Origin of the sequence: Streptomyces sp. MA5143a (assembly GCF_900290235.1) — a bacterium.
Classification (GTDB): domain Bacteria; phylum Actinomycetota; class Actinomycetes; order Streptomycetales; family Streptomycetaceae; genus Streptomyces.
Map to the genome: position 1 here is coordinate 11,963 of NZ_OLMK01000103.1, position 23,877 is coordinate 35,839.

Consider the following 23,877-nt stretch of genomic DNA (forward strand, 5'->3'; position numbering starts at 1 on the left):
GGAGCCGGTCACCAATAGTGCTGGGGATGGGCGCAGACGCCGTGACGGAGGTTCACCGATGACCATCTCCCCCCCACCCGGAATTACCGAGCCGGCCCGTGCCGCCTCGCCGTTGACGATCAGCGAGCAAGGCGCGTTCTGGGTCGGTGTCGGGCGCAAGCCGACCGAGGGCGGGACCGCCGCCCAGGCCGCGATGTACGTCCAGTACCAGATCCCGGCCGATCTCCGGCATCCGCTGCCCGTGGTGATGGTCCACGGGGGCGGCGGCCAGGGCACGGACTACCTGTCGACGCCGGACGGGCGCCCCGGCTGGGCCACCCGTTTCCTCCAGGCCGGTTACGCCGTGTACGTGGTCGACCGTCCAGGTCACGGGCGCTCCCCCTACCACCCCGATGTCCTCGGGCCCATCGAGGGCGCGGCACCGACGTACGAGTTCATCCGCTGGCTGTTCTGCGAAGGGGCGGGACGACCTGGTGGCCAGTGGCCCGGCAGCGGCGAGATCGGCGACGACTCCGCGTTGGACCAGTTGATGGCGAGCCAGGGCCCGACGCTGCCCACCTTCGCCGAGAACGAGGAGCAGATGCGGCGCTGCGGGGTCGAGTTGCTGGACCGTATCGGACCGGCCGTGCTGATCACCCACTCCATGGGTGGGCCGTTCGGCTGGCTGGTCGCCGATGCCCGGCCCGGGCTGGTGAGGGCCATTGTCTCCATCGAGCCGATCGGGCCGCCGTTCACCGAACTGCCCGGCCTCGGAAAGCTGGAGTGGGGGCTCACCGCCGCCCCGATCACTTACGAGCCGCCGGTAACGGCCCCGGACGAACTGCGCCTTCGGCTGCGCGAGGCGGGGGGCGGCGGGCTGCAGGACTGCCTCGTCCAGGACGAACAGGCCGGCCCCGTGCGGTCCCTGCCAGGGCTCCAGGGCTTCCCGATCGCCGTGGTCGCGGCCGACACCTCGCCGTTCGCAGGGTTCCAGCACGGTGTCGCCGACTACCTCGCCCAGGCCGGTGCGGATGCCGAGTTGCTGCGCCTGGCGGACCTGGGGCTCACGGGCAACGGTCACCTGCCCATGGGCGAGAAGAACTCCGACGACGTGGCCGAAGCACTGATGACCTGGCTGAACAAGCGACTGGCGGATGGGGAGGAAACGTCCCGATGACAACCGCGCCGACCGTGCCGACCGTCGAGACCGATGTGCTCATCGTGGGAAGCGGGCCCGCGGGAGCGAGCGCCGCACTGGCACTGAGCACCTATGGCGTGCCGAACGTCATGGTCACCCGCTACTCACGCCTCGCGGACACGCCCCGGGCGCACATCACCAACCAGCGCACCATGGAAGTGCTGCGTGACCTGGGTGTCGAAGAGGATGTGATCGCCCAGGCCACTCCGCAGCACCTGATGGGCAACACCGTCTTCTGCACCGCCCTCGCGGGCGAGGAGCTCGGCCGGCTGAGGTCCTGGGGCAACGAACCGCTCGTGCAGGCCGCGCACGAGCTGGCGAGCCCCACCCGCATGTGTGACATGCCGCAGCACCTCATGGAACCGGTGCTCGTGAACGCGGCCATAGCCCGCGGAAGCCAACTACGGTTCGGCACCGAGTACCTGTCGCACGAGCAGGACGCCGACGGCGTGACGGCCACGGTCCGCGACCGGCTGCGCGGCGACACGTACACCATCCGCGCCAAGTACCTGATCGGCGCGGACGGCGGCCGCAGCAAGGTGGCCGAGGACGCCGGGCTGCCGATGGGCGGCCAGATGGGCGTGGCCGGCAGCATCAACATCGTCTTCGACGCGGACCTCAGCAAGTACGTGGCGCACCGACCCGCCACGCTCTACTGGGTGCTGGCGCCCGGCGCGACCGTGGGCGGCATCGGCGCCGGCCTGGTGCGCTGCGTACGGACGTGGAACGAGTGGCTGATCGTGTGGGGCTACGACGTCGACGCCGGGCCGCCGGACCTCACCGAGGAGTACGCCCTGTCCGTCGTCCGCAAGCTGATCGGCGACGACGAGATCCCGGTGACCATCAAGTCGTCCTCCGCGTGGACGGTCAACGAGATGTACGCCGAGACGTACTCCAGCGGCCGGGTGTTCTGCGCGGGCGACGCCTGCCACCGGCACCCACCGTCCAACGGTCTGGGCTCCAACACCTCCATCCAGGACTCCTACAACCTGGCGTGGAAGCTGAAGCTCGTCCTGGACGGCACCGCGTCCCCGTCCCTGCTGGACACCTACAGTGACGAGCGGGCACCGGTCGGCAGGCAGGTCGTCACCCGGGCCAACCAGTCCATCGGTGAGACGGCCCCCGTCTTCGAGGCGCTCGGCGGCCTGGCGCCGCGGACCCCCGAGCAGCTGTGGCGGAACATCGCCGCCCGCAAGGACGCCACTGCGGAGGCCGAGGAGCAGCGGGCGCGGCTGCGGGAGGCGATCGCCTTCAAGGCGTACGAGTTCAACGCCCACGGCGTGGACCTCAACCAGCGCTACACCTCCGCCGCGATCGTCCCGGACGGCACCGAGGACCCCGGCTTCGCACGCGACCCCGAGCTGCACTTCCAGCCGAGCACCCGCCCCGGCGCGAAGCTCCCGCACGCCTGGCTCTCCGCGGGCACCCGCAACCTGTCCACCCTGGACCTGGGCGAGAACGGCCGGTTCACCCTGCTCACCGGCATCGGCGGCGAGCCCTGGACGGAGGCCGCCCGCATCCTCGGCAAGGAGTTCGGCCTGGAGATCGCCACGGCGGTCATCGGCCCCGGCCAGGAGTACGAGGACCCGTACGGGGACTGGGCCCGGCGGCGGGAGATCGGCGACTCGGGCGCGCTGCTGGTACGCCCGGACAACCACGTGGCCTTCCGCCGCCAGGACGCCACCGGTGACGTCACGGCCGCACTGGGCGACGCGCTCCGACGCATTCTCGGGCGGGGCTGAGCGGCCATGGACCTCACCGCGAAGACCGCGAAGGCCGCAAGTTCCGGGAATTCCGCGAATTCCGCGAACTCCGCGACGACGACGGCGGTGCTGGAAAGTTTCGCCCACACCTCCGATCCCCGACTGCGCGAGGTGCTGGCCTCCCTGACCCGTCACCTGCACGAGTTCGTACGGGACATCGAGCCGACTCAGGCCGAGTGGGAGCGGGCGATCGACTTCCTCACCGCGACCGGGCACATGTGCGACGACACCCGGCAGGAGTTCATCCTGCTGTCGGACGTCCTGGGAGTGTCGATGCTCATCGAGACGATCAACGACCACAAGGCCGCCGCCGGGACCGACTCCACTGTGCTCGGCCCCTTCCACATGACCGAGTCCCCGGTCCGGGAACTCGGGGCGAACATCGATCTGGTCGGCGCCGGCGAGCCCTGCGTGATCAGCGGACGGGTCGTCTCCGTCGACGGCACCCCGCTGCCCGGCGCGACGCTGGACGTGTGGCAGGCCGACGACCAGGGCTTCTACGACGTCCAGCAGCCGGAGAAGCAGCCGCCGGGCAATGGGCGCGGGCTGTTCACGGCGGACGCGGAGGGGCGGTTCTGGTTCCGCTCGTGCGTTCCGAGCCCGTATCCGATTCCGACGGACGGGCCGGTCGGCTCGCTGCTGGAGGCGACCGGCCGTCACCCCTACCGTCCGGCCCATGTCCACTTCATCGTGGGCGCCGAGGGGCACAGCCCGGTGACGACGCACATCTTCGTGGCGGGCAGCGACTATCTGGAGTCGGACGCCGTCTTCGCCGTGAAGGCGAGCCTGGTCGAGGAGTTCGTCGAGGTGGACTCCCCCGAGGAGGCCGCGGAGTTGGGCCTGGCCAACCCCTTCCGCCGGGCGCGCTTCGACATCGTGCTGCAACCGGTGATCGCGTGAGGGAAGGCGCCCTGGACTTCACCTACCAGGCCCAGCCGATGCGCGTCCTCTTCCGGTCGGGTGCCGTCCCGGACGCGGTGCCCGACGAGGTCGCGCTTCTCGGACTGCGCCGCGTCCTCGTGCTGTGCGACAACCATGGCCTGGACACGGCCCGTGCCGTCGCCGCGTCTCTCGGCGACGCCTGCGCCGGGCTGCACGCGGGGGCGGTGACGCACGTCCCGGTGGAGGTCGCCGACCTGGCCGTCGAAGCGGCTCGCGAAGCCCGGGCGGACGGCTGCGTGGCGGTCGGCGGCGGTTCCGTGACCGGCCTGGCCAAGGCCGTCGCGCTCAGGACCGGCCTGCCGATCGTCGCCGTCCCGACGACGTACGCCGGATCGGAGATGACGCCCGTCTGGGGCCTGACCGAGGGCGCGGTCAAACGCACCGGGCGCGACCCGAAGGTATTGCCGCGCAGCGTCGTCTACGACCCGCTGCTCACGCTCACCATGCCGCCCGTGGGGTCCGCGACGAGCGGCATGAACGCGATCGCGCACGCCGTCGAGGCTCTGTACGCCCCGGACTCCACTCCGATCGTCTCCCTCATGGCGCAGGAGGGTGTGCGGGCGCTGACTGCGGCCCTTCCCGAGATCGTCGCCGACCCCTCGGGCCATGACGCGCGCAGCCGGGCGCTGTATGGGGCGTGGCTGTGCGGTGCCTGTCTCGGCGCCACCACCATGGGGCTGCACCACAAGCTCTGCCATGTGCTCGGCGGCACCTTCGACCTGCCGCACGCCGAGACACACGCCGTCGTCCTGCCCCATGTGCTGGCCTTCAACGCGCCGGCGGTTCCCGAGGCACTGGCGGCGCTGCGCCGGGCGCTCGATGTCCCCGATCCCGTACGGGAGTTGCACGAGCTGGGCGAGCGTCTTGGCATCCCGCGATCGCTCGCCGACCTGGGCCTGACCGCCGCCGACGTGGACCGTACGGTCGATGTCGCTCTCGGGGCCCCGTACGCGAATCCCCGCCCGGCCTCCGCGGACGAGCTGCGCGCCGTCCTGCACGCGGCCTGGGCGGGCGAGCCGCCGTACGGCGGCTGACCCCTCCTAGCGGGAGATTTCAGCGTACGGAACGCCGGTCGCGCGTCGGGCCACCCGGCGTGCGACCTCGGCGAACGCCGGGGCGGCGGGCGAGTGACCGGCCTCCGGAAACACGACGGCGGCCACCAAGCCGAGGGGCTCCTTCGGAGCGACGTTATGCACTCCCGGGTGCGGGAACATCCGGGTGGCCGACAGCGGCATCAGTCCCACCATGTGCTGGTAGGCGATCTTCAAGGACACGTCCCGGGCCGAGCGGGCGTGGAAGCCGACCGTCGGGGCGTCGTCGTCCCCGTGTCGTCCGCCCACCCAGAAGTCGAGACCCGGCTCGGGGGTGACCCAGGGCTGGTCGAAGACCTCGGTCACGTCCACCGCGGCTGCCCCAGCCAGCGGATGCCCCTTCCACAGCGCGAGGGAAGCGGGCTCGGTGAAGATCGGTACCCGTGTCACGCCCGGCATGTCGACGTTCAGGGGCAACAGCGCCACGTCGTACTCGCCGGCCAGCAGCGGGGCGAGACCCTGGTGGAAGTCCGCTTCATGTACCCGGACCGTGACGCTGGGATACCGCTCGCAGAACGCCTCGATGACCGGATGCGTCAGCTCCGCGAGAGCCACCCCGTAGAGCGCGACCCGCACCTCGTCCCGTCGCCTGGCCCTGATGGCGCCCGCGGCGGCGGCGAGCCGGTCGGCATCGGCCAGCACCTCGCCCGCCCGTTCGAGCAGTTCCGCGCCGTCGGCGGTGAGCGCCACATGCCGTTTGTCGCGGTCGAACAGCTGGACGCCCAGCTCACGCTCGAGGGCGGCGATCGATCGCGTCAGCGCGGGCTGGGTGAGGTGCAGACGCTCGGCGGCGACCCGGTAATTCAAGGTCTCGGCGAGCGCCGAGAAATGGCGCAGGTTCCGGAGTTCCACTCAGCCCTCCAGAAAGGCGAGGTCCACGACGTTGTGGTCCGCGCCAGGTTACAGCGCGCTTCCCCGCACGTCACCAGTCAGAAATGTGCGGCATTCCCGTCACCCTCTCCGACCTGCTGTGATGCACGACACTCATCAAGCCCGCAATCACCGGCATTGGACGGTTCTTCACCGCGCTGCCAACACTCCCTTCAGGCCGACCCGGAACATTAGCGGATGGGGTGCGAATTGTCCGAGACAACCGAGACAACCAAGGCAGCCGAGAAAATCATCGAGATTCCGCAGCCGGAGCCGGATCTGACCCCGGAGGAACTGGTGCGCCGGGCCGCCGGCATGAGGGCCTGGCTACGTGATCATCAGGACGAGACCGAGCAGCGGACCGGTATCTCCGAGGACACGCACAAGGCGTTCCTGAAGGCGGGCTTCTACCGGTCCCTCCAGCCACGCCGCTTCGGCGGCTACGAGTTCGACCTGCGGACCTACTCCCGAATGGTCACCGAGGTGGCCCGCGGCTGCCCGTCCAGCGGCTGGAACCTGTGTCTGGCCGCCTCCCACAGCCTAGTGGTGGCCGGCCGCTTCCCCGAGAGCACCCAGCGCGAGGTGTTCGGGCCGGACGGTGACTTCCGGGCCCCGCTGCCGATCGCCCCGAGCGCCACCGCGACGAGGGCCCCCGACGGGTACCTGGTCAACGGCCGCTGGGACTACTCCTCCGGAGTCAACGTCTCCACGCACTTCCTGGGCGGCGTCCTCATCATCGACGAAGAGGGCGGCATACCCACCCCGGGCATGGTGCTCGTGCCCTCCGGCTGGCGGATGCTCGACAACTGGGGCGAGATCCTGGGCTTCCGCGGCAGCGGCTCCAACAGCGTCGTGGCCGAGGACGCCCTCGTACCGTACGAGTACGTGTCCAGGACCCATCTCGGGGCGGCCGACGCCACCGACGGGCCGGGGGTGGAACTGCACGGCAACCCGATGTACGCGGGCCGGCTGATGCCGTTCTTCAACATCCAGCTGTGTTCGATCGTGGCGGGCACCGCCTGGGCCGCGGTCGACGAGTACCAGCGGATCATCACCACCAAGAACAGCCAGCTGCCGACCTTCAGGCCGCGCAGTCACGATCCGGAACACCAGCGCAATCTCGGCCTGGCCACGGCCCTGGCCGACAGCGCGCAGCGGATCATCCTGTCGGTCGCGGACGACTACACCGCGTACGCCGCCCGGGGCCTGGCAGGGGGCGAGCCCTTCTCCGAACTGGACGACCAGGCCCTCTCCCTCACGGCCCGACAGTCCGGCCAACTCGCCTGCCAGGCCGTCGAGATGCTGGCCTCGGCCAGTGGCTCCAGCGCGCTGGCTAATGGCGAGCGCATGCAGCGGTACCTGCGCGACGTCGCCACGTACAAGACACACATCAACGCGCAACACGGCTCGTGGGCCACGGGGTACGCCCGTTCTCTGCTCGGGCTGGAGACTCCGGCGTGAACCGGCAGACGCCCGCCGCGACGGCGCCCGGCGGTGGCCCGTCGGACGACCCCGACCTGTTCCGGCAGGTGCTCGGCCACTACCCGACGGGTGTCACGGTGGTCACCGCGAAGGAACCCGACGGCACCCCCGTCGGCATGGTGATCGGCTCGTTCACCTCGGTGTCCCTGGACCCTCCGCTCGTCGCGTTCCTCCCCGGCCGCTCCTCCACGACCTGGCCCAGAATCATGGCCGGCGGCGCCTTCTGCGTGAATGTGCTGGCCGCCGGCCAGGAGGGCCGCTGCCGGGACGTCAGCGCCAAGGCACCCGACGTCTTCGACCGTCACCCGTGGCGCGGCGCGCCCTCGGGCAGCCCCGTCCTGGCGGGCGCCGTCGCCTGGATCGACTGCGACATCGCCGACGTGTGGACCCTCGGCGACCACTACTTCGTCCTCGGCCGGGTGCGGGAACTCGGGGTGGAGAAGACCGGCGTCTCGCCGCTGGTCTTCTCCCGGGGGCGGCTCGCCCCGTTGCCGCCCCGCCGGGACCACGACGAATCGGCCGACTACACATGGCCCGACTGGTTCTGAGAGCTCTGAGGGCTCTGAGAGAGGAGAGACGCACCATGCGCGATCAAGGGCTCGGCTCATGGCCCGCGCGGCGTGCCCGCATGGCACCGGAGGCCACCGCCGTCGTGCACGACGGTGGATCCCTGTCCTACGAAGAACTGGCCGCGCGCGTGACGCGGCTCGCTCACGCCTTGCGTGCCCTGGGGGTCGGCCACGGCGACCGGGTGGCCTACCTCGGCGTGAACCATCCGGCCCTGGCGGAAACCCTGTTCGCCACGAACGCGCTGGGCGCCGTCTTCGTCCCGCTCAACACCCGCCTCGCGGCCCCCGAGTTGGCCTTCATCCTGGGCGACTCGGGAGCGACGGTGCTGGTGTTCGGGGCCGAACTCACCGACATCGTTCACGCGTTCAGGGACGACGTCGAGGTGAAGCACTACGTCGAGGTGGGGAAGGCGTACGAGGAGCTGCTCGCGAACGCACCCGACGACCCCCCGGACGAGACGGTCGGCCTCGATGAGGTGTGCATGATCCAGTACACCTCGGGCACCAGCGGCCGTCCGAAGGGCGTCATGCTCACCCACGCCAACATCGCCTGGAACTGCTTCAACCTCCTGCTGGACGTGGACATCGCCTCCGACGACGTCGCTCTGGTGGTGGCACCGATGTTCCACACCGCCGCCCTCAACACCGTCTTCCTGCCGGGCTTCCTCAAAGGAGGGACGTCGGTGCTGATGGGCGGTTTCGATCCGGAACGGGTGCTCGACGTCATCGCCGAGCACCGGGTGACGAGGATGTTCGGCGTGCCCGCGATGTACCGGGCCATGGCCCGGTCGTCGCGGTGGGCGACGGCCGACCTGTCGTCGATCCGGATCCTGATGTGCGCGGCGGCACCCGTACCCAAGGCCCTCATCCACACATACCAGGACCGTGGCCTGACCTTCCTCCAGGCGTACGGCCTGACCGAGACCGCCCCCGCCGCGCTGGGCCTGCGCGCACCGGACAGCATCCGCAAGGTCGGCTCGGCCGGCACACCCTGCTTCTTCACCGACGTACGCGTGGTGCGGCCCGACCTCACCGATGTCGCACCGGGCGAGGTCGGCGAGGTGATCATCGAGGGCCCCAACGTGATGAAGGGCTACTGGCAGTGGCCCGAAGCGACCAAGGACGCCTTCGTGAACGGAAGTTGGTTCCGCTCCGGAGACGCGGCCACCGTCGACGAGGAGGGGTACGTCACGATCGTCGACCGGATCAAGGACATGTACATCTCCGGCGGGGAGAACGTCTATCCGGCCGAGGTCGAGCAACTCCTCTACCAGCATCCCGCGGTCGCCGAATGCGCGGTGATCGGCGTACGCGACGAACGATGGGGCGAGGTCGGCAGAGCGCTGGTCGTGCCCCGCGCGGGCGCCGGCGTGTCGCCCGACGACATCATGGACTCCCTGTCCGGCCGACTCGCCAAGTACAAGCTCCCCAAGTCGGTCGTCCTCGTCGACGCCCTGCCCCGCAACGCCACCGGCAAGATCCTCAAGGCCCACCTGCGCAGCCGGTACGGCTCCCTGTCGGACCGCGGCGCCGAGGAGACATGACGCCAGGCTCCGTGCGTAGGACGCGGGCCCAGCCCCGGCCCACCGCACGGGACCTTCTCGATGCCTCCAAGCGCGTGCACCTCACCAGCGGAGACCACGGCGGGCCGAAGGACGAAAGCCGAAAGGCCGGCGGAAGACCAGCAGTCTCGGCGGCAAGGCGCGAGGTCGTCGGGTGTGTCGAAGGCGGTGTTGGCCATGGCGCGGCGTGCCAGTGACCAGACGGCCTCGACGGGGTTCGGGTCAGGTGCATACGGCGGGAGGCGGACGGTGGTGAGCCAGTCATGCTCGGCCCGCGAGGTGATCGGGCAGGCACGGGGCCCAGGTCCGCGATCACTCGCAGGAGCGAGCAGAGCCTGCCTCACGGCTTTGCCTGCCCCACCCCTGGTGTGGTGTCGGCGGGGAGGCGGAGCACGCGCCGCAGCTCTGCCTCGACGCGGCCCGCCACATCGAGGACGTCGCGCGCGTCGGGGTGGAGGGTGGCGAGGGTCTGCACGTGGGTCTCGCACGCGGCGACGGCGTCCTCGGCGCGTCCTGGTCCCAGCCGCCGGACCGCGCGATGTCGTGCAGCTCGAACGCGGCATCCGCCATGGCCCGCGCCCACATCCCGACACGCGGCGCCCCGTCGGGCCGCCCGTCCCCTGCGGCTACCGGCTCCGCCGCCCGCGTGATCCTGGCAGTGCTCGGGCCGCTGCTCGGTCGACGGCGCCGGGGGCTGCTCATGACGGAAGTCTGCCGCCTCGCCAACTGTCCTGTGACATCAAACCCTGAGCGCGTGCCACCGAAGTTTGATCACAGAATGACGGCGCGGTGGGGTTGGAGCAGAAGGAGCGCTGTGTCGTCTGTGTGTTGTTTGGTGTGGCCTACGTGGTGGATGAGGGCGTCGACGAGTTCGTGCAGTGGGAGGCTGCCGAGTCCACTGAGGTGGCGCGCGAGTTCGGCGGTGGTCTCAGTGATGTCGATCCCGGGAGTTTCCACGAGACCGTCGGTGTAGAGGGCCAGGAGGGAGGCTGTGGGGAAGGGCACCGTGCTGACCGGGTAGGACGGGGTCCCGATGCCGAGTCCGAGAGGCGGGCCAGGACGGATGCCGAGGGCGTGGGCTCGGTTGTCGGGGTGTCGCAGGAGTGGGGGCGGGTGGCCGGCGCTGGCGATGGCCACCTGCTGGCGGGCCAGGTCCAGGTGGGCGTAGAGACAGGTGACGAAACGGCCGGCGTCGAGGTCGGCGAGGTCGCGGTCGGTGCGGGTGAGGACCTGGTCGGGTGCGGCACCGGCGGTGGCATGGGAGTGGACGGCCATGCGGACTTGGCCCATCAGGGCAGCCGCTGTCATGTCGTGGCCCTGCACGTCTCCGATGACTGCGGCGGCAGTGGTATCGGTGAGGCGGATGAGGTCGTAGAAGTCCCCGCCGATGTCCATGCCGTGGCTGGCGGGCAGGTAGCGGGCGGCGACGTCGAGTCCGGCGATGGTGGGCAGGGCGCGGGGCAGCAGAGCTTGCTGGAGGGTGTGGGCGAGGCTGTGCTTGGTCTCGTAGAGGTGTGCTCGGTCCAGGGCCTGGGCCACGAGGCCGGCGAGCGGAGTGAGGATCGAGCGTTCGGCAAGGGTGAAGGCGTGGGGCTGGTTGTAGGCGAGGAGGAGGCAGCCGAGGGGACGTCCGGAGCTGATCAGGGGCAGGAAGGCCCACGACTGCTTGCCGCTGTTCTGTGGCACCTTGGCATGGGGGTAGAGGCGGGTCAGTTCGCTGCGGTCGGCGAAGAAGGCCGCAGTGCCGGTGGCGAGCGCCCGGCCGGCGGGTGTCAGATCGGCGTCCGGGGGCACGCCGTCGAGTTGCTCGATGACGTCGCGGGTGTAGCCGCGGTGTCCGATGATGCGGATCCGGCAGGCGTCCACGGTCGACATGATCATGCCGTGGGCGCCGAAGGCGGGCAGAATCTGATCGGCGACCAGATCCACGACATCCTGGACGCCGATGGTCTCGGTCAGAGCGGCGGCCAGCACCATCAACAGGTGAATCCGGCTCTCCGGCGGACTGCCGACCCTTGGCCTGCTCTCCGGCGGACTGCCTGCCGAGGGCGGCTGCATGGCAATCGGCTTCGAGGCGCAGTCCGGTGTGATCAAGATGCTCATGCCGCTGTCGTCCGCGTGGAGGCGGAAGTCGAGCCACTGCTCCACCGGGCGCAGGACGGTCAGTGTGACAATCTCGTGGCTGTTCACGGCCATGCGGTACGCGTCCATGTACGTGGCGTTGTCCAGCCATGGCAGCGACTGCCAGGGCAGGGTTGCCAGCAGTTGTTCCGCGGGCCTGTCCAGGAGAGTGGCGGCTGCGGCGTTCACGAAGGTGATACGCCCTTCGAGGTCGAGGGCCAGGGTGCCGAGAGGGAGACGGTTCACCAGGTCGGCCGCTGCAAGCCCGGGCTGTGCCTTCGGCTGTGGATTGTAGGGGTGTATGAACCGCGGGCGCTCCGGGATGGGTGGAGCTACAGCCGCTGCGTCAAGGACCCGGGCAATACGCTGGGCACCGCGAGTGATGCGGCGGCGCTCGCTGGGGCTGAGCGGAGAACGACCCGGAGTCCAGGCCAAGAGCAGCACACCTCGGCAGTGCCGCACGCCCGTGAGCGGGATTGCCGCCATCGCGTTTGGATACGGAACGCCCGCTGCCACACGCGGGTAGAGCTGGGCCAGCTCCTCCAGAGAACCCGCCCAGACGAATCGCTCTTCACGTACCGCGTCCTGCATCAGACCGCGAACGGCAAAGACAGTCCGCCACCATGGCGCGAAAGCCTCGACCGATACACCACACAGCGCGATCAACCCCAGCGTGGCTTCGGCCGGGTCCAGCAAATAGACGCCGCCGAATCTGGCGCCCGCACCGCGCACCGCCGCCGCCAATGCGTCGTCGAAGGGATCGCCCTCAGCCAGCCCTTCGCCAACTCCGATCCCGCTCATGCAGCGCAACACCTCACGCCCATGCCCAGAACGCTAACCCCGCACGAGGGCGACGGCATGTGGATCAACCTGTTGGCGTCCACAAAGGCACACCCAGTCCGGTGTCCCTTGCCCGACACAGGTCCTCGAAGAGGACGGCATGGGCAGATGGTGTCGCGACCGGGGACCGTGTGGCTCGACATCCCTTCGAGGGCTCGCGCATCGGCCTCCGGTCCAGACGCTCCGGTGCGCTCCACCGCCTGCCACCGCTCGTCGATGAACAGCAACGGCACCCCGTCCTGCGGAGCGGTGAGCACGATGTCGGCCTGGGCGCCGCCCTTGCCCGGCGCGTTCCACCCCTTCGCAGCGCGGTCGGAGACGTCCCGCCCACGAGTACGAGACCAACCACTACGCTCAGCACCAGCCCTGACCGGCGGCTGGAGTCAACGCATAGAGCCTCCACCGATCCCGGAGCGGTTCAACCTCTCCCCCGCACCACCCACTGACAAGGGGCCGCGCATGCGGGTGTTGAACCATTCGAGCTCGATACCACAGCAGTTCAGCGGGTGCCCTGTGGGTCGGGCATCGTGGTAGCGGCTGAAGCGTAGATGGCGACTGCGTGCGGCGCCGCCCCCTCACACGGGGAGCGGCGCCCGGCGCGGTTCAGGCCCGGTGGACCTCCAGGGCGGCGCGCACGGCGGACTCCAGCGCTCCCTCGATCCACGCCGGTTTCACGGAGGTGTGGTCGCCCGCGAAGTGCAGCGGCCCCTCGGGGGCCGGGATGGACGTGAGCAGCTCCGTGTGCTGGCCGGGCAGCAGCACGGACGCCTCGCCGTAGGCGTACGGGTCGCGCATCCAGCTCTGGGTGCGGCCCGCGCCGGTGTAGAAGACCTCGATCCGCTGGCCGTACACCTCCTGGAGTCCGCACAGGGCGTGCGGGTAGCGGGCCTCGTCGTCCAGGGAGTCCCAGCGCAGGGCGTCGTCGGCCCAGCTGTAGGACGCCAGGACCACCCCGCCGGCGCTGCCGGGCACCGCGTGGGACGGCTGGTACATGAACCGGTTGGCGTTGTCCGAGACCGAGCCGCCACCGACGACGTCGACCGCGGCCGGCTGGTCGCGGGTGACGGCGCGGTTCGCGGCGTAGTGGGTGCGCTGGCCGGCGGTGATGTGGCCGGACGGGACGGACGGGTGTGCGCCGAGCAGGCTGCCGTCGCCAGGGGTCCGTCCGGCGCGGTAGGCGTCGTACAGCCCTGGGTCGATGCGGCCCAGCTCCCGCTTCCAGTCACTCTCGTCGAACTCCCACCAGCGGCGGCTGAACTCCAGCAGCACCTTGGTCGCGCAGTCGTAGTGCAGCTCGGTGACCGCCCGCCGCTTGCTGTACGACATCGGCGGGCTGACCTGCACGTGCCGCAGGCCGGAGAAGGGCACCGTCACTACCGCCGCGTCCGCCGTGAACTGCTCGCGCACGACCGGGCCGCCCCGTCCCTCGGAGACGGTGTCCACCCACACGTGGGGTCCCCGGGCGCGTACGTGTCGGGTGTCGCTGCCGGCCCGGTCGGGGTCGGGGTCGTAGTACTCGATCCGGGTCACCCGCCGGTCGAACCGCACGGTGTCGCGGACCTTGGCCAGCAGGGCGTCGGGCAGGACGGCCGTGCCACCCTCCAGCTCCCAGAACGCGGTGTCCGGGCTGATCAAGGAGGACCCGATGAAGCTGTGCACGAAGGACAGCGGCAGCCGTGAGGTGAGGTTCTCGACGGTACCGATCAGGTCGACCGTCCGCTCGTCCAGGCCCGCGTGCTCGGTCAGGAAGCGGAACATCGACCAGTCGCCGAAGCGCTGGATCACCCTGGCCCAGCCCTGGATGCGTGCGGGCAGCGGCTTGTCGGTGCGCTTGCCGTCCGGCCCGAGCGTGCTGAACTCGTCGCGCACCGGGTCAAGAGCCGAGCGCAGGATGGCCGCGGCCGGGGTGTCCCAGCGGGCGCGCGGGACGCCGAAGGAGCGGTTGATGCGCCGGGGCGCGCGGGCGTAGTCGGCGCGGCGCATGCGCACGCCGTTCACGTGGATCCAGGTGTGCGCGGCGGGCCGTCCTTGGCCGTCCACGTCGACGTAGTGGAACGGCCGCTTCTTCAGGCCCAGTTGGCCGATGAGGTCCATCACCAGCGGGTGGCTGCCGGGCAGCCGCATCGCGCCGGCCTCGGCGTACTGGCGCGGGTCGGCGAAGGGCTGCGCCGCCTTCTCGTGGCCGCCGCGACGGAACGTCTTGATGCGCCCGCCCACCCGGTTGCCGTTGGCCTCCAGGACGGTCACGTGGTGTCCGGCGCGCTGGAGCAGCCACGCCGTGACGAGGCCGGCCGGGCCCGCCCCGATGACGAGGACCTTCGTGGCCCTGGCCGTCCGGGTGCGGGGCAGGCCGTCCTTGAGCACGCGCCGGTAGCCGGGGACGAGGGGCCGGCCGTCGTCGTCGACGACGAGCAGGGCCCGGGCGACGGCGAGGCAGCGGTCGAAGTCCGCGCCTTGCGCGGCGGAGAGGGCCGCCGCCGGGGCGGGATTGCGCGGGGGCGGCTGTGTGGGCAGGGCCGCCGCACTGCCGGCGCTGAGGAAGGCGGCTACGGCGGTCGTGCCCGCGGCCGTCGTGAGCGTACGTCTGGTCAGGCCGCCGTGATCGGCGTCAGCCTGGTGATGCTCGGTCATGCCGCAACTTCTACGGGCCCGCCGGACCGGTTCACTCCAGGTTGTGGTGAATTGCCACGGACGAGGGAAGGCCCTCGTTCAAACCGGTGCGTGACCGGGTGCGCGGGGGCACGCGAGGGCGGGCGCCTGCCCCCGATTACGGCGAAGGGATGAATCGCGCCGCCTAGCCGCCCGGCGCGCGAGGCCAGGTCAGGACACTGCCCCTACAGACCTGCGCGCGGAGGGGGAACACAGTGGAACAGCGGCCCGGGGCGGGTGCCCGAGCGCGGTACTGGTTGGACACGACCCTGGCGCGCGGCACCTCGGCCCTGGTGGGCTGGCTGGTCCTGGTCTGCCTGGCCGTCGTCGTCCCCGCGAGCGCGGCGCTGGTGTGGACGAGCGGGCACGCCCCCGCCACCCTCTCCGGGAAGGTGGCGGCGATCTGGCGCCTGACCGGGGAGACGATGCGGCTGGGCGGCACCACGGGCAGTCCGGCCCGGGTGGCGCTGTCGGTGCTGCTGGCCCTGGTCGCCCTGGTGTATGTCTCGACCCTCGTCGGTCTCATCACCACCGGGCTCACCGAGCGGCTCATCGCCCTGCGGCGCGGCCGCTCCAAGCTCCTGGAGCGCGGCCACCTGGTGGTCCTGGGCTGGTCGGAGCAGGTCTTCACGGTGGTGAGCGAACTGGTCGCGGCGGGCGCCAACCAGCGCCGGTCGGCCGTGGCGATCCTGGCCGACCGGGACAAGACGGCCATGGAGGAGTCCCTGCAGAGCAAGGTCGGCCCGACCGGCCGGACCCGGCTGATCTGCCGCAGCGGTCCCTCTGCCGACCCGGCCGTACTGGCGCTGACCAGTCCGGCCACCGCCGACTCGGTCATCGTGCTGCCGCCCGACGCGTCCCGCAGCGACGCGGACGTCGTCAAGGCGCTGCTGGCACTGCGGGCGACGGCGCGCGGGGGCGACGTCACCGTGCCCGTCGTGGCGGCGGTCCGCGACAGCGGCTACCTACTCGCGGCCCGCCTGGCCGCCGGGCCCCGAGGCGTCGTCCTGGAGAGCGACACCGTCACCGCCCGGCTGATCGCGCAGGCGGCGCGCCGCCCGGGACTGTCCCTGGTCCACCGCGACCTGCTCGACTTCGCCGGGGACGAGTTCTACCCTGCCGCCCACCCGTCCCTGGCCGGCCGTGAGTTCGGCGAGGCGCTGCTCTCCTACGGCAACGCCAGCGCGGTCGGGCTGATCCGCGGCGGGGTGCCCTGGCTGAACCCGCCCGCGCGGACGGTGCTCGAACCCGACGACCAGCTCCTCGTCATCGCCGCCGACGACGACACCGCCGAACTCGCCGACTGCGCGCCGCTGGTCGACGAGCGGTCCGTGGCGGGCCCCCGGCCGTCGGACACCCGGCCGGAGCGGCTGCTGGTGCTGGGCTGGAACCGCCGCGCACCCCTCGTCCTGCGGGAGTGGGGCCGCAACGCACCCCCGGGTTCGGTGGCCGACGTGGTGGCGGACGAGGACGAGGCCGTGGTGCGGGCCGCCTGCGACGACGACGGTGACGTCGGTGACGGCGACGGCTCCGGCTGGACCTGTGTGGCCCTCAGGGGCGACACCACCCGCCCAGAGACCCTGGCCGGCCTGGACCTCGGCTCCTACGACAGCGTCATCGTGCTCGGCCAGGAGCCACGGGCCGGTGAGCCCTCCGAGGAGCCGGACACCCGCACGCTCGTCACCCTGCTCGTCCTGCGCCACCTCGAAGGGCGCACCGGGCGGGAGCTGCCGGTGGTCACCGAGCTCACCGACGACGGCAACCGGCCCCTCGCCCCACTGGGCCCGGGAGCGGACGTGATCATCAGCGGCAAGCTCATCGGGCTGCTGATGGCGCAGATCTCCCAGAACCACCACCTGGCGGACGTGTTCGACGAACTGTTCTCGGCCGGCGGCACGCAGATCCACCTGCGGTCAGCCGCCGACTACGTCGTGACCGGCCACGAGACGTCCTTCGCCACGGTCGTCGCGGCGGCACGCGCCCGGGGCGAGTGCGCCATCGGCTACCGCAGCCACGCCGACGCCCACCGGGTCCCCGGGTACGGGCTGCGCCTCAATCCGTCCAAGGCGGACCGCCGGCGCTGGTCCGACGGCGACGAGGTGGTCGTCATCGCCGGGGAGGGACGGCGGGGTGCCGTCAGCAGCGGCGGAGTCCCGCTTGCTCGCCGTACTCCCCGAGGATGATCACATCGAAGGCGGCGCCCGCGAAGACGCGTATCGCCCGCAGGGGGTCGCCACGGCAATAGTGGTGGCTGCCGGACGTCGACAGGGCCGTGGCACCGGGCGGACGACCCGATGCCGAGGCGCGGGTGATGGTCGCTGCACCCGGGAAGGGCCTTCAGGGTTCGGTGTGGATTGCGACATCTACGTCCGGTACTCGGGAGGCCCTCGTGTCCCACCGTAAAGCCCCGCTGACGCCGACCGGCCGGCCGCGTCTGGCCCGGTGTGTCGTCGAGGACGGCTGGCCGCTGCGGCGGCCGCGGAACGCTTCCAGGTCAGCCCTACCACCGCCGCGCGCCATGCCGACCGTACCGCCCGCATGTAGGGCCAGTGCGGCAGCAGCTCGTACGGCAGCAGGCCCGGCGAGTGCAGCGGCAAGATCCCTCGTCTCCCGGCAGGTTCAGGAGGCGGGGGCGGGGCGTAGGCGTGTGGCGGCCGGGCCGATCGCGTCGGGGCCGAACCTGGCGCGGATGCGGCCGCTGACGGCCTCCGCCGTCAGCCGGTCCTCGCGCTATTGTTCGAGGCTGATCTGTAGGGCGACCTGGTCGGCGTCGACGAGGTCCTCGCCCTTGAGGGAGAAGCCGGTCGGGCAGCCGCCTGCAGACCGGCCGCGTCCATCATCCGGTAGGCGAGCGTGCGCAGGTCCTCGTCGTGCGCGGAGGCCTCGGGCAGGCGCCGGGTGATCTCCCAGGTGGCGCCGCCGGCGAACTTCAGAGTCAGCCGCAGGGCGCGGGCGGCTTGGCCTCGGTGGCGCGCAGGTCCTGTCCTAGTGCTCTCACCGGGAAGGTTGGCCGGGTTGAGGGCTCCGACGGTTGGATGGGCGCTGAGGTCCGTCCGATTGCTGGGTGTGTGGTGGTTGAGCCTGTCCGTGTGCGCAGGTTGAACGATCAGGAGGGGCAGAAGCTGCAGCAGATCGTGCGTCGGGGCAGTACCAGTTCGGTGCGGTTCCGGCGGGCGATGATGCTGCTGGCCTCAGCGGGCGGGAACCGGGTGCCGGTGATCGCGAAGCTGGTGCAGGCCGATGAGGACACCGTGCGTGACGTGATCCATCGGCTCAACGAGATCGGTCCGGCCTGCTTGGACCCTCGGTGGGCGGGAGGCCGTCCCCGCCTGCTCAGCCCTGACGACGAGGACTTCGTCATTCAGACGGCCACCACCCGCCCGACCAAGCTCGGCCAGCCCTGCCCTCGCTGGTCGCCGCGCAAGCTCGTCGTCTACCTGCGGAAAGTCCACGGCCGCGTGATCCGCATCGGCCGCGAGGCGTTACGCGGTCCACTCGCCCGCCGCGGCGTCACCTTCCAGCGCACCAAGACATGGAAGGAATCCCCCGACCCGGACCGCGAGGCGAAGCTGGACCACATCGAGGTGATCCTGGACCGCTTCCCCCCCACCGGGTCTTCGCCTTCGACGAGTTCGGACCGCTCGGCATCCGACCCACCGCAGGCTCGGGCTGGGCCGAACGGAAGCTTCCCGACCGAGTGCCGGCCACCTACCACCGCACTCACGGGGTGCGTTACTTCCACGGCTGTTACTCGGTCGGCGACGACCGCCTGTGGGGCGTCAACCGCCGCAGGAAAGGTGCCGCGAACACGCTGGCCGCGCCGAAGTCGATCCGCGCCGCCCGGCCCGACGGCGCCCCGATCTACGTCATCCTGGACAACCTGTCCGCCCACAAAGGCGCCGACCTCCGCCGCTGGGCGAAGACGAACAAGGTCGAGTTGTGCTTCAGCCCGGCCTACGCGTCGTGGGCGAACCCGATCGAGGCGCATTTCGGACCGCTGCGGCAGTTCACCATCGCCAACTCCCACCACCCCGTGCAGACCCGGGCACTGCACGCCTACCTGCGCTGGCGCAACGCCAACGCCCGCCACCCCGACGTACTTGCCGCCGAACGCAAGGAACGCGCCCGCATCCGCAGCGAGAAGGGCATCCGCTGGGGCGGACGCCCCCTCAGCACCGCAGCCTGACCGACCGCGAACCGCAGCCCCGGAGTGCCGAAAGCGACAGAAGGATGACTCAGGAGGCGGACGGTTCGATCTCCCCCGCAAAGACGATGACCTGGTCGATGAGGCTCCGCCGCAGATGGACGACGTCCGTTCCCGCCAGGCGGGGACCTCCATCCGGCGTGGTGAAGACCCACTGGTACCGGGCCCACTCGTCAGGCATGTCCACCGCCGAGCAGCGCACCATCGTGCCGGTCCCCGCCGGGTGGCGCCGGATGTCCAGCACGAACCGCTCGACCGCCGCGATTCCTTCGCTGCGACCCAACGGCCCCCAGAAGACCACGTCTGAGGTCAGAGCCTGGGAGAGCAGCTCAGTCACATAGCTGTCGTCCGAGGCGTTGAACGCGGAGATGAACGTGTCGATCGCGGAGCGTGCAATCTCTTCCTGCATGCCCCAGTAATACCAGCCGTTTCGCGTGCGCTCGTCCCGCGAGCCGACTTCCGATCACGGTGAACCATCCCGGTCACAGCATTAGCCGGACGACCAGAGCGAGCAGGGCGGCGCGGCAAGGTCCCTCACCCCCCGGCGTTCTCGGGGAGCAGAGTTCAGGAGGCGGAGCGCAGGCGGGTAGTGGCACGGTCGCCTCACCGCTCCTTCAACGATGAGCTGACGGCTCCGTCAGCGGCCACACACACGGTTTGGCGGGGCTGTCCCGGGGACCGGAGCACGGGGCAACGCACGCGGCTCGGGCTGACCGGAAAGTGGTGTCCCGCTGTTCACGGTACGGAAAGGCGGCTGCATGGGCTCGTGGTGACGGCATGTCAGGGGCTGGGTGCGGGGGTGGCTCGAAGGAGAGGACAGGCAGGGTCAGGGCGAGCGCGGCGGTGCCGCGCAGGACGCGCAGGACGCGCAGACGCACGGGGGTTACCTTTCATTCCGGCGGGCCGGGAGTTACGGCAGAGGCATGACATACCGAAGGGGCCGGGTGGTGTGCCAGGCCTGATGCCTGAGCTCATGGCGAAAGTCGGCATTCTGACGAAACCTCAGCCCGTGCGGTGGCCCGCTCGACGCGCGCCGGACGCTCCCCCGACGCTCAGCCGGAGCCCAGCGCCCGCAGGACGAAGGGCAGCAGGCGGTCGGCCCACGCCCTGGCGGTCTCGGGGTCCACTTCGTCCGGCGCCTGCGGGGTGATCAGGAAGTGGCTCATCACTGGGCCGGCAACCAGGTCGCCGAGGATGCCGAAGTCGTCCACCGATGGGATGTCCCCCCGGGCCACGGCCCGCGCCACCACCTCCTCCACGCGGCTGCGCACGGGGGCCAGGAACGTGGTCGCGAGGGCCTCGGCGAGGGCGTCGTTGTGCGCGGCCTCACCGACGAGGGCGCGCATCAGCCGCCCGCTCTCCCCAGTAAGGCTCGCGGCCTTGTCCCTCAGCAGGGCCCGCAGATCCCCTTCGAGGGTGCCGGTGTCGGGCCGCTTCACGAGGTCCTCGGCACGCGCTGCGGCGGCCGCGATGACCAGGGTTTCCTTGGAGGACCAGCGGCGGTAGAGCGTGGCGGTGGAGACTCCGGCCCGGGCGGCCACGGCGGCGGTGGTCAGGCCGCCGTAGCCACTCTCGGCCAGGACGGCCAGGGTGGCCTCCAGCAGGGCCCGGTCCCGTGCCGCGTCACGGGGGCGGCCCCGGCGCGGCGCGGCCTCAGGCATCGGCCAGACCGGGGAGGTGCTCGGCGAGGTGCATGGCGTGCAGCCGCGCGAACTCGTCGTGGGTGCAGCGGCCGTAGGCAGGGTGAAGCGCGTGCGGACCGCTGTGGCCGCCGAAGAGGGCCACAGCGTCCGCGAGGTCCGCCGCGGCCTCGGCGGCCGGCAGGTGCGGGTCGAGGGCGGGGGCACCGTCGAGTTCCGCGTCCAGGGCGTGCTTCGTGGCGCCCCGGCTCAGGAACACGCGCTTGGCCAGGGCGCCCGCGGTGGCCCGGAACAGCGCCGGCTTCAGCCGCGGGTATCCGGTCACCGAGTAGCGGACGGTCTGGGCGCAGTGCTGGAGCGTCTGGGAGAGGTTCCAGGTGCTGCCCGGCGCGAGGAGGTCGGACTCGGGAACCGCGAGGCGCTCGGGCAGCCGCTCGGTGAGCTCGGCGAGGGGCGGGACGGGGATACGGGTGGTCATGCAGCGAGTGTACTCGATAACGAAACGAAAGAATTTCGTTTCGTATATGCTCCGGGCATGCATCCTGACTCCCGCCTCCAGCCCGCCGTCGCCCCTGACGAGACCGTCTCCCGACTGCGCACGGTCTTCGCCACCGGGCTCACCCGCCCCGTCTCCTGGCGCCGGGCCCAACTGCGCGCGCTGCGCGACATGCTGATGGAACACCAGGCCGAGTTCGCGGCCGCCCTGCACGCCGACCTCGGCAAGGGCGCCACCGAGGCCCATCTCACCGAGATCGGCTTCGTCGTCAAGGAGATCGACCACACCCTGCGCCATCTCGCCCGCTGGCTGCGCCCGCGCAGGGTCTCCGTGCCCCTGACGCTCGCCCCGGCCCGGGCCCGGACGGTACGGGAGCCGCTGGGCACCGTGCTGGTCATCAGCCCGTGGAACTACCCCCTGCAGCTGGCGCTGGCGCCGCTCGTCGGCGCGCTGGCCGCGGGCAACTGCGTGGTGGTCAAGCCCAGCGAGCTCTCCCCCGCGACCTCGGCCGCGCTCGCCCACCGGCTGCCGCAGGCGCTCGACCCGAGCGCCGTGGCGGTCGTCGAGGGCGGTATACCGGAGACGACCGCCTTGCTGGAGCAGCCGTTCGACCACATCTTCTACACCGGCAACGGCACCGTCGGACGCGTCGTGATGGCCGCCGCGGCCCGCCGTCTCACGCCGGTCACGCTCGAGCTCGGCGGCAAGTCCCCCGCCGTCGTCGAACCGGGCGCGGACCTCCGGGCGGCCGCGCGCCGCATCGCCTGGGGGAAGTTCATGAACGCCGGGCAGACCTGTGTCGCCCCCGACTACGTGCTCGCGATCGGTGAGGCGGCCACCGGGCTGGAGCCGCACCTCACCGCCGCGGTCCGTGAGATGTACGGCACCGAGCCGTCCGCCAGTACGGACTACGGCCGCATCGTCAACGACCGTCACTTCGACCGGCTGGTCGGCCTGCTGGGCGGCGGCCGGCTGGTCACCGGCGGGGAGCACGACCGCGCGACCCGCTACCTCGCCCCGACGGTCCTCGCCGACGTGGATCCGCAGGCGCCCGTCATGAGCGAGGAGATCTTCGGGCCGATCCTGCCGATCGTGCGCGTCCCCGACCTCGACGCGGCGATCGCGTTCGTCAACGCGCGGGACAAGCCCCTCGCCCTGTACGCGTTCACCGCCTCCCCCCACTCCAAGCGGCGGCTGACCGCGGAGACCTCCTCGGGCGCCCTGGCCTTCGGCATCCCGAACGCCCATCTCAGCGTGCCCGGCCTGCCGTTCGGCGGCGTCGGCGAGAGTGGGGTCGGCCGCTATCACGGGCCACACTCCCTCGACACCTTCAGCCACACCAAGGCGGTACTGGACAAGCCGCTGCGACCGGACGCGCTGCGGCTCGTCTACCCACCGTTCACCCGCCGGAAGGAGCGCCTGCTGCGCCGGTTCCTGTGACCGGGCCCGAGGACCGGCGGGTGTCCGGGAGAAGTGCCGGGGGGCACTCCCAGCAGGGTGAGCCGACTGCGGCCCCGCCGGGGACCATTGCTACGGTGCAGCCGTGTCCGACTCCTCAACGTCCTCACGCCGAACCCCCGAAGGCGCCGAAGGCGCCGAAGGCGCCGACTGGAGCGACGCCGAACCCGGCGCGTACCGGCGGCTCATCCCCGGCCGGACAGCGAAGATCTCGTGATTCGATCCCCGGATGCTGCGGGCCGCCCCGCAACGGTGTGCTCGCCTCATGGTTCGGGGACCCCACGGGCCGAACCCGTGGCCGGTGGGTGTCGCGGCGTCAGGCGGTTGGAGCACCCACGGACAAGGAGATCCGGCGTAACGCGGACAGCTTCTCCTTCGTGATCATCGGCGACACCGGTAGGGCGACGACCCAAGTGTGCTGTGGTACCCAACTTCCTGAGGCACAGTCAGGAAGCGTTCTTCACGGTCATCGCCAGTGTCGTGATCTACCCGGCGGCAGCACGGACGACTACGGCAGCAAGTTCTTCCGGCCGTACCGGGACTACCCAGCGCCCATCTACTCGATACCGGGCAACCGCGACTGGTACGAGGACCTCGGCGGGCCTGTCCTGCATCGGTCAGCGTGAGCGTCCGGCTGATGCGCTCCACCACGCGCACCCCGAGGCGTTTCTCCAGCTCTCTGAATTGCTGTCTCAGCGCTGGCTGCGTGTTGGACAAACGTGCGGCGGCCCGCCCGAAGTGGAGTTCCTCGCTCAGTGTGAGATAGAGCCGAAGCTGATGAATGCTCGGCTTCTTCGACACGGTCACCCCAACGGAGGCAACCTCTTTGCCCGTCTGACCTGATGACATAATAGGAAGGTTATCGATCGGCACGCATCCTGTGCCCCTGATTCGATGACACCCCTGTGCTCACCAGGTGATAGTCAACAGCGTCACTTGAGCAGCCTGCCGGCGCCGCGGCTCGGGGCAGGGGCAGGGGCAGCTGGCCGGTTCCTCAAGCAGCACCGGATCCC

Annotated in this window: 17 protein-coding genes and 5 pseudogenes; 13 read left to right on the forward strand and 9 right to left on the reverse strand. The window is 70.9% G+C overall.

Going from position 1 to position 23,877, the window contains the following annotated elements:
- The first annotated feature begins 58 nt into the window (after positions 1–58).
- Genes SMA5143A_RS36290 through SMA5143A_RS36305 form a run of 4 tightly spaced genes read left to right on the forward strand, consistent with a single transcriptional unit; the run spans position 59 to position 4,916 of the window.
- Entirely contained in the window at positions 59–1,156 is a 1,098-nt protein-coding gene (locus SMA5143A_RS36290; protein ID WP_107467077.1) for an alpha/beta hydrolase, read from the forward strand.
- The gene (locus SMA5143A_RS36295; RefSeq protein WP_107467078.1) at positions 1,153–2,919 is read left to right on the forward strand and encodes an FAD-dependent oxidoreductase; all 1,767 of its coding nucleotides are present in this window, start codon (positions 1,153–1,155) and stop codon (positions 2,917–2,919) included. The genes SMA5143A_RS36290 and SMA5143A_RS36295 overlap by 4 nt, the downstream gene beginning before the upstream one ends.
- Before the next feature lie 6 nt (positions 2,920–2,925).
- The gene (locus SMA5143A_RS36300; protein ID WP_107467079.1) at positions 2,926–3,840 is read left to right on the forward strand and encodes an intradiol ring-cleavage dioxygenase; all 915 of its coding nucleotides are present in this window, start codon (positions 2,926–2,928) and stop codon (positions 3,838–3,840) included.
- A 38-nt stretch (positions 3,841–3,878) separates the two neighbouring features.
- Positions 3,879–4,916: a maleylacetate reductase gene (locus tag SMA5143A_RS36305; RefSeq protein ID WP_107467119.1), complete on the forward strand. Its 1,038-nt coding sequence runs from the start codon at positions 3,879–3,881 to the stop codon at positions 4,914–4,916.
- A gap of 6 nt (positions 4,917–4,922) precedes the next feature.
- On the opposite strand, the gene SMA5143A_RS36310 is transcribed toward SMA5143A_RS36305, so the two are convergent.
- Positions 4,923–5,825, reverse strand: coding sequence for a LysR family transcriptional regulator (locus tag SMA5143A_RS36310; RefSeq protein WP_107467080.1), 903 nt, complete (start codon positions 5,823–5,825; stop codon positions 4,923–4,925).
- A gap of 228 nt (positions 5,826–6,053) precedes the next feature.
- Here SMA5143A_RS36310 and SMA5143A_RS36315 point away from each other — a divergent pair, with 228 nt between their 5' ends.
- Genes SMA5143A_RS36315 through SMA5143A_RS36325 form a run of 3 tightly spaced genes read left to right on the forward strand, consistent with a single transcriptional unit; the run spans position 6,054 to position 9,438 of the window.
- A complete protein-coding gene (locus SMA5143A_RS36315) occupies positions 6,054–7,304 on the forward strand; it encodes an acyl-CoA dehydrogenase (RefSeq protein ID WP_181362183.1) in 1,251 nt (416 codons plus the stop codon).
- Entirely contained in the window at positions 7,301–7,873 is a 573-nt protein-coding gene (locus SMA5143A_RS36320; RefSeq protein ID WP_107467082.1) for a flavin reductase family protein, read from the forward strand. The genes SMA5143A_RS36315 and SMA5143A_RS36320 overlap by 4 nt, the downstream gene beginning before the upstream one ends.
- A 35-nt stretch (positions 7,874–7,908) precedes the next feature.
- The gene (locus SMA5143A_RS36325; protein ID WP_107467083.1) at positions 7,909–9,438 is read left to right on the forward strand and encodes an acyl-CoA synthetase; all 1,530 of its coding nucleotides are present in this window, start codon (positions 7,909–7,911) and stop codon (positions 9,436–9,438) included.
- 161 nt (positions 9,439–9,599) lie between these two features.
- Here the strand turns inward: SMA5143A_RS36325 and SMA5143A_RS45025 are convergent.
- The 4 genes and pseudogenes from SMA5143A_RS45025 to SMA5143A_RS36345 form a co-directional block, all read right to left on the reverse strand.
- Positions 9,600–9,728, reverse strand: a pseudogene (locus SMA5143A_RS45025) (transposase); the annotation flags it as partial.
- Between the two features lie 68 nt (positions 9,729–9,796).
- Positions 9,797–9,931, reverse strand: coding sequence for a hypothetical protein (locus tag SMA5143A_RS44310; RefSeq protein ID WP_258193935.1), 135 nt, complete (start codon positions 9,929–9,931; stop codon positions 9,797–9,799).
- 296 nt (positions 9,932–10,227) lie between these two features.
- Positions 10,228–12,378, reverse strand: coding sequence for a SpoIIE family protein phosphatase (locus SMA5143A_RS36335; RefSeq protein WP_107467084.1), 2,151 nt, complete (start codon positions 12,376–12,378; stop codon positions 10,228–10,230).
- A gap of 642 nt (positions 12,379–13,020) precedes the next feature.
- Entirely contained in the window at positions 13,021–15,048 is a 2,028-nt protein-coding gene (locus SMA5143A_RS36345; RefSeq protein ID WP_107467086.1) for a flavin monoamine oxidase family protein, read from the reverse strand.
- Between the two features lie 233 nt (positions 15,049–15,281).
- Between SMA5143A_RS36345 and SMA5143A_RS36350 the strand changes: the two genes are divergently transcribed.
- The 3 genes and pseudogenes from SMA5143A_RS36350 to SMA5143A_RS36365 all read left to right on the forward strand — a co-directional run bounded on the left by SMA5143A_RS36350 (position 15,282) and on the right by SMA5143A_RS36365 (position 19,252).
- Complete coding sequence (locus SMA5143A_RS36350; RefSeq protein ID WP_107467087.1) at positions 15,282–17,249, forward strand: CASTOR/POLLUX-related putative ion channel; 1,968 nt, start codon at positions 15,282–15,284, stop codon at positions 17,247–17,249.
- Positions 17,250–17,455: 206 nt separating this feature from the next.
- Positions 17,456–17,595, forward strand: a pseudogene (locus tag SMA5143A_RS36355) (IS481 family transposase); the annotation flags it as partial.
- Between the two features lie 542 nt (positions 17,596–18,137).
- A pseudogene (locus SMA5143A_RS36365) lies at positions 18,138–19,252 on the forward strand (IS630 family transposase).
- A 49-nt stretch (positions 19,253–19,301) separates the two neighbouring features.
- On the opposite strand, the gene SMA5143A_RS43270 reads toward SMA5143A_RS36365, so the two are convergent.
- The 3 genes from SMA5143A_RS43270 to SMA5143A_RS36375 form a co-directional block, all read right to left on the reverse strand.
- A complete protein-coding gene (locus SMA5143A_RS43270; protein WP_181362184.1) occupies positions 19,302–19,679 on the reverse strand; it encodes a nuclear transport factor 2 family protein in 378 nt (125 codons plus the stop codon).
- A gap of 643 nt (positions 19,680–20,322) precedes the next feature.
- Complete coding sequence (locus SMA5143A_RS36370; RefSeq protein ID WP_107467088.1) at positions 20,323–20,931, reverse strand: TetR/AcrR family transcriptional regulator; 609 nt, start codon at positions 20,929–20,931, stop codon at positions 20,323–20,325.
- Positions 20,924–21,388, reverse strand: a complete 465-nt coding sequence (locus SMA5143A_RS36375; RefSeq protein ID WP_181362185.1) for a DUF1569 domain-containing protein — start codon at positions 21,386–21,388, stop codon at positions 20,924–20,926. The genes SMA5143A_RS36370 and SMA5143A_RS36375 overlap by 8 nt, the downstream gene beginning before the upstream one ends.
- Positions 21,389–21,445: 57 nt before the next feature.
- Between SMA5143A_RS36375 and SMA5143A_RS36380 the strand changes: the two genes are divergently transcribed.
- From SMA5143A_RS36380 to SMA5143A_RS44320, 3 genes and pseudogenes are all read left to right on the forward strand, one after another.
- Complete coding sequence (locus SMA5143A_RS36380; RefSeq protein ID WP_107467089.1) at positions 21,446–22,846, forward strand: aldehyde dehydrogenase family protein; 1,401 nt, start codon at positions 21,446–21,448, stop codon at positions 22,844–22,846.
- A gap of 103 nt (positions 22,847–22,949) precedes the next feature.
- Complete coding sequence (locus SMA5143A_RS44315) at positions 22,950–23,081, forward strand: hypothetical protein (protein WP_258193937.1); 132 nt, start codon at positions 22,950–22,952, stop codon at positions 23,079–23,081.
- 12 nt (positions 23,082–23,093) lie between these two features.
- A pseudogene (locus SMA5143A_RS44320) lies at positions 23,094–23,463 on the forward strand (metallophosphoesterase); the annotation flags it as partial.
- A 16-nt stretch (positions 23,464–23,479) separates the two neighbouring features.
- On the opposite strand, the pseudogene SMA5143A_RS36390 reads toward SMA5143A_RS44320, so the two are convergent.
- Positions 23,480–23,713: pseudogene (locus SMA5143A_RS36390) on the reverse strand (LysR family transcriptional regulator); the annotation flags it as partial.
- Positions 23,714–23,877 lie beyond the last annotated feature (164 nt).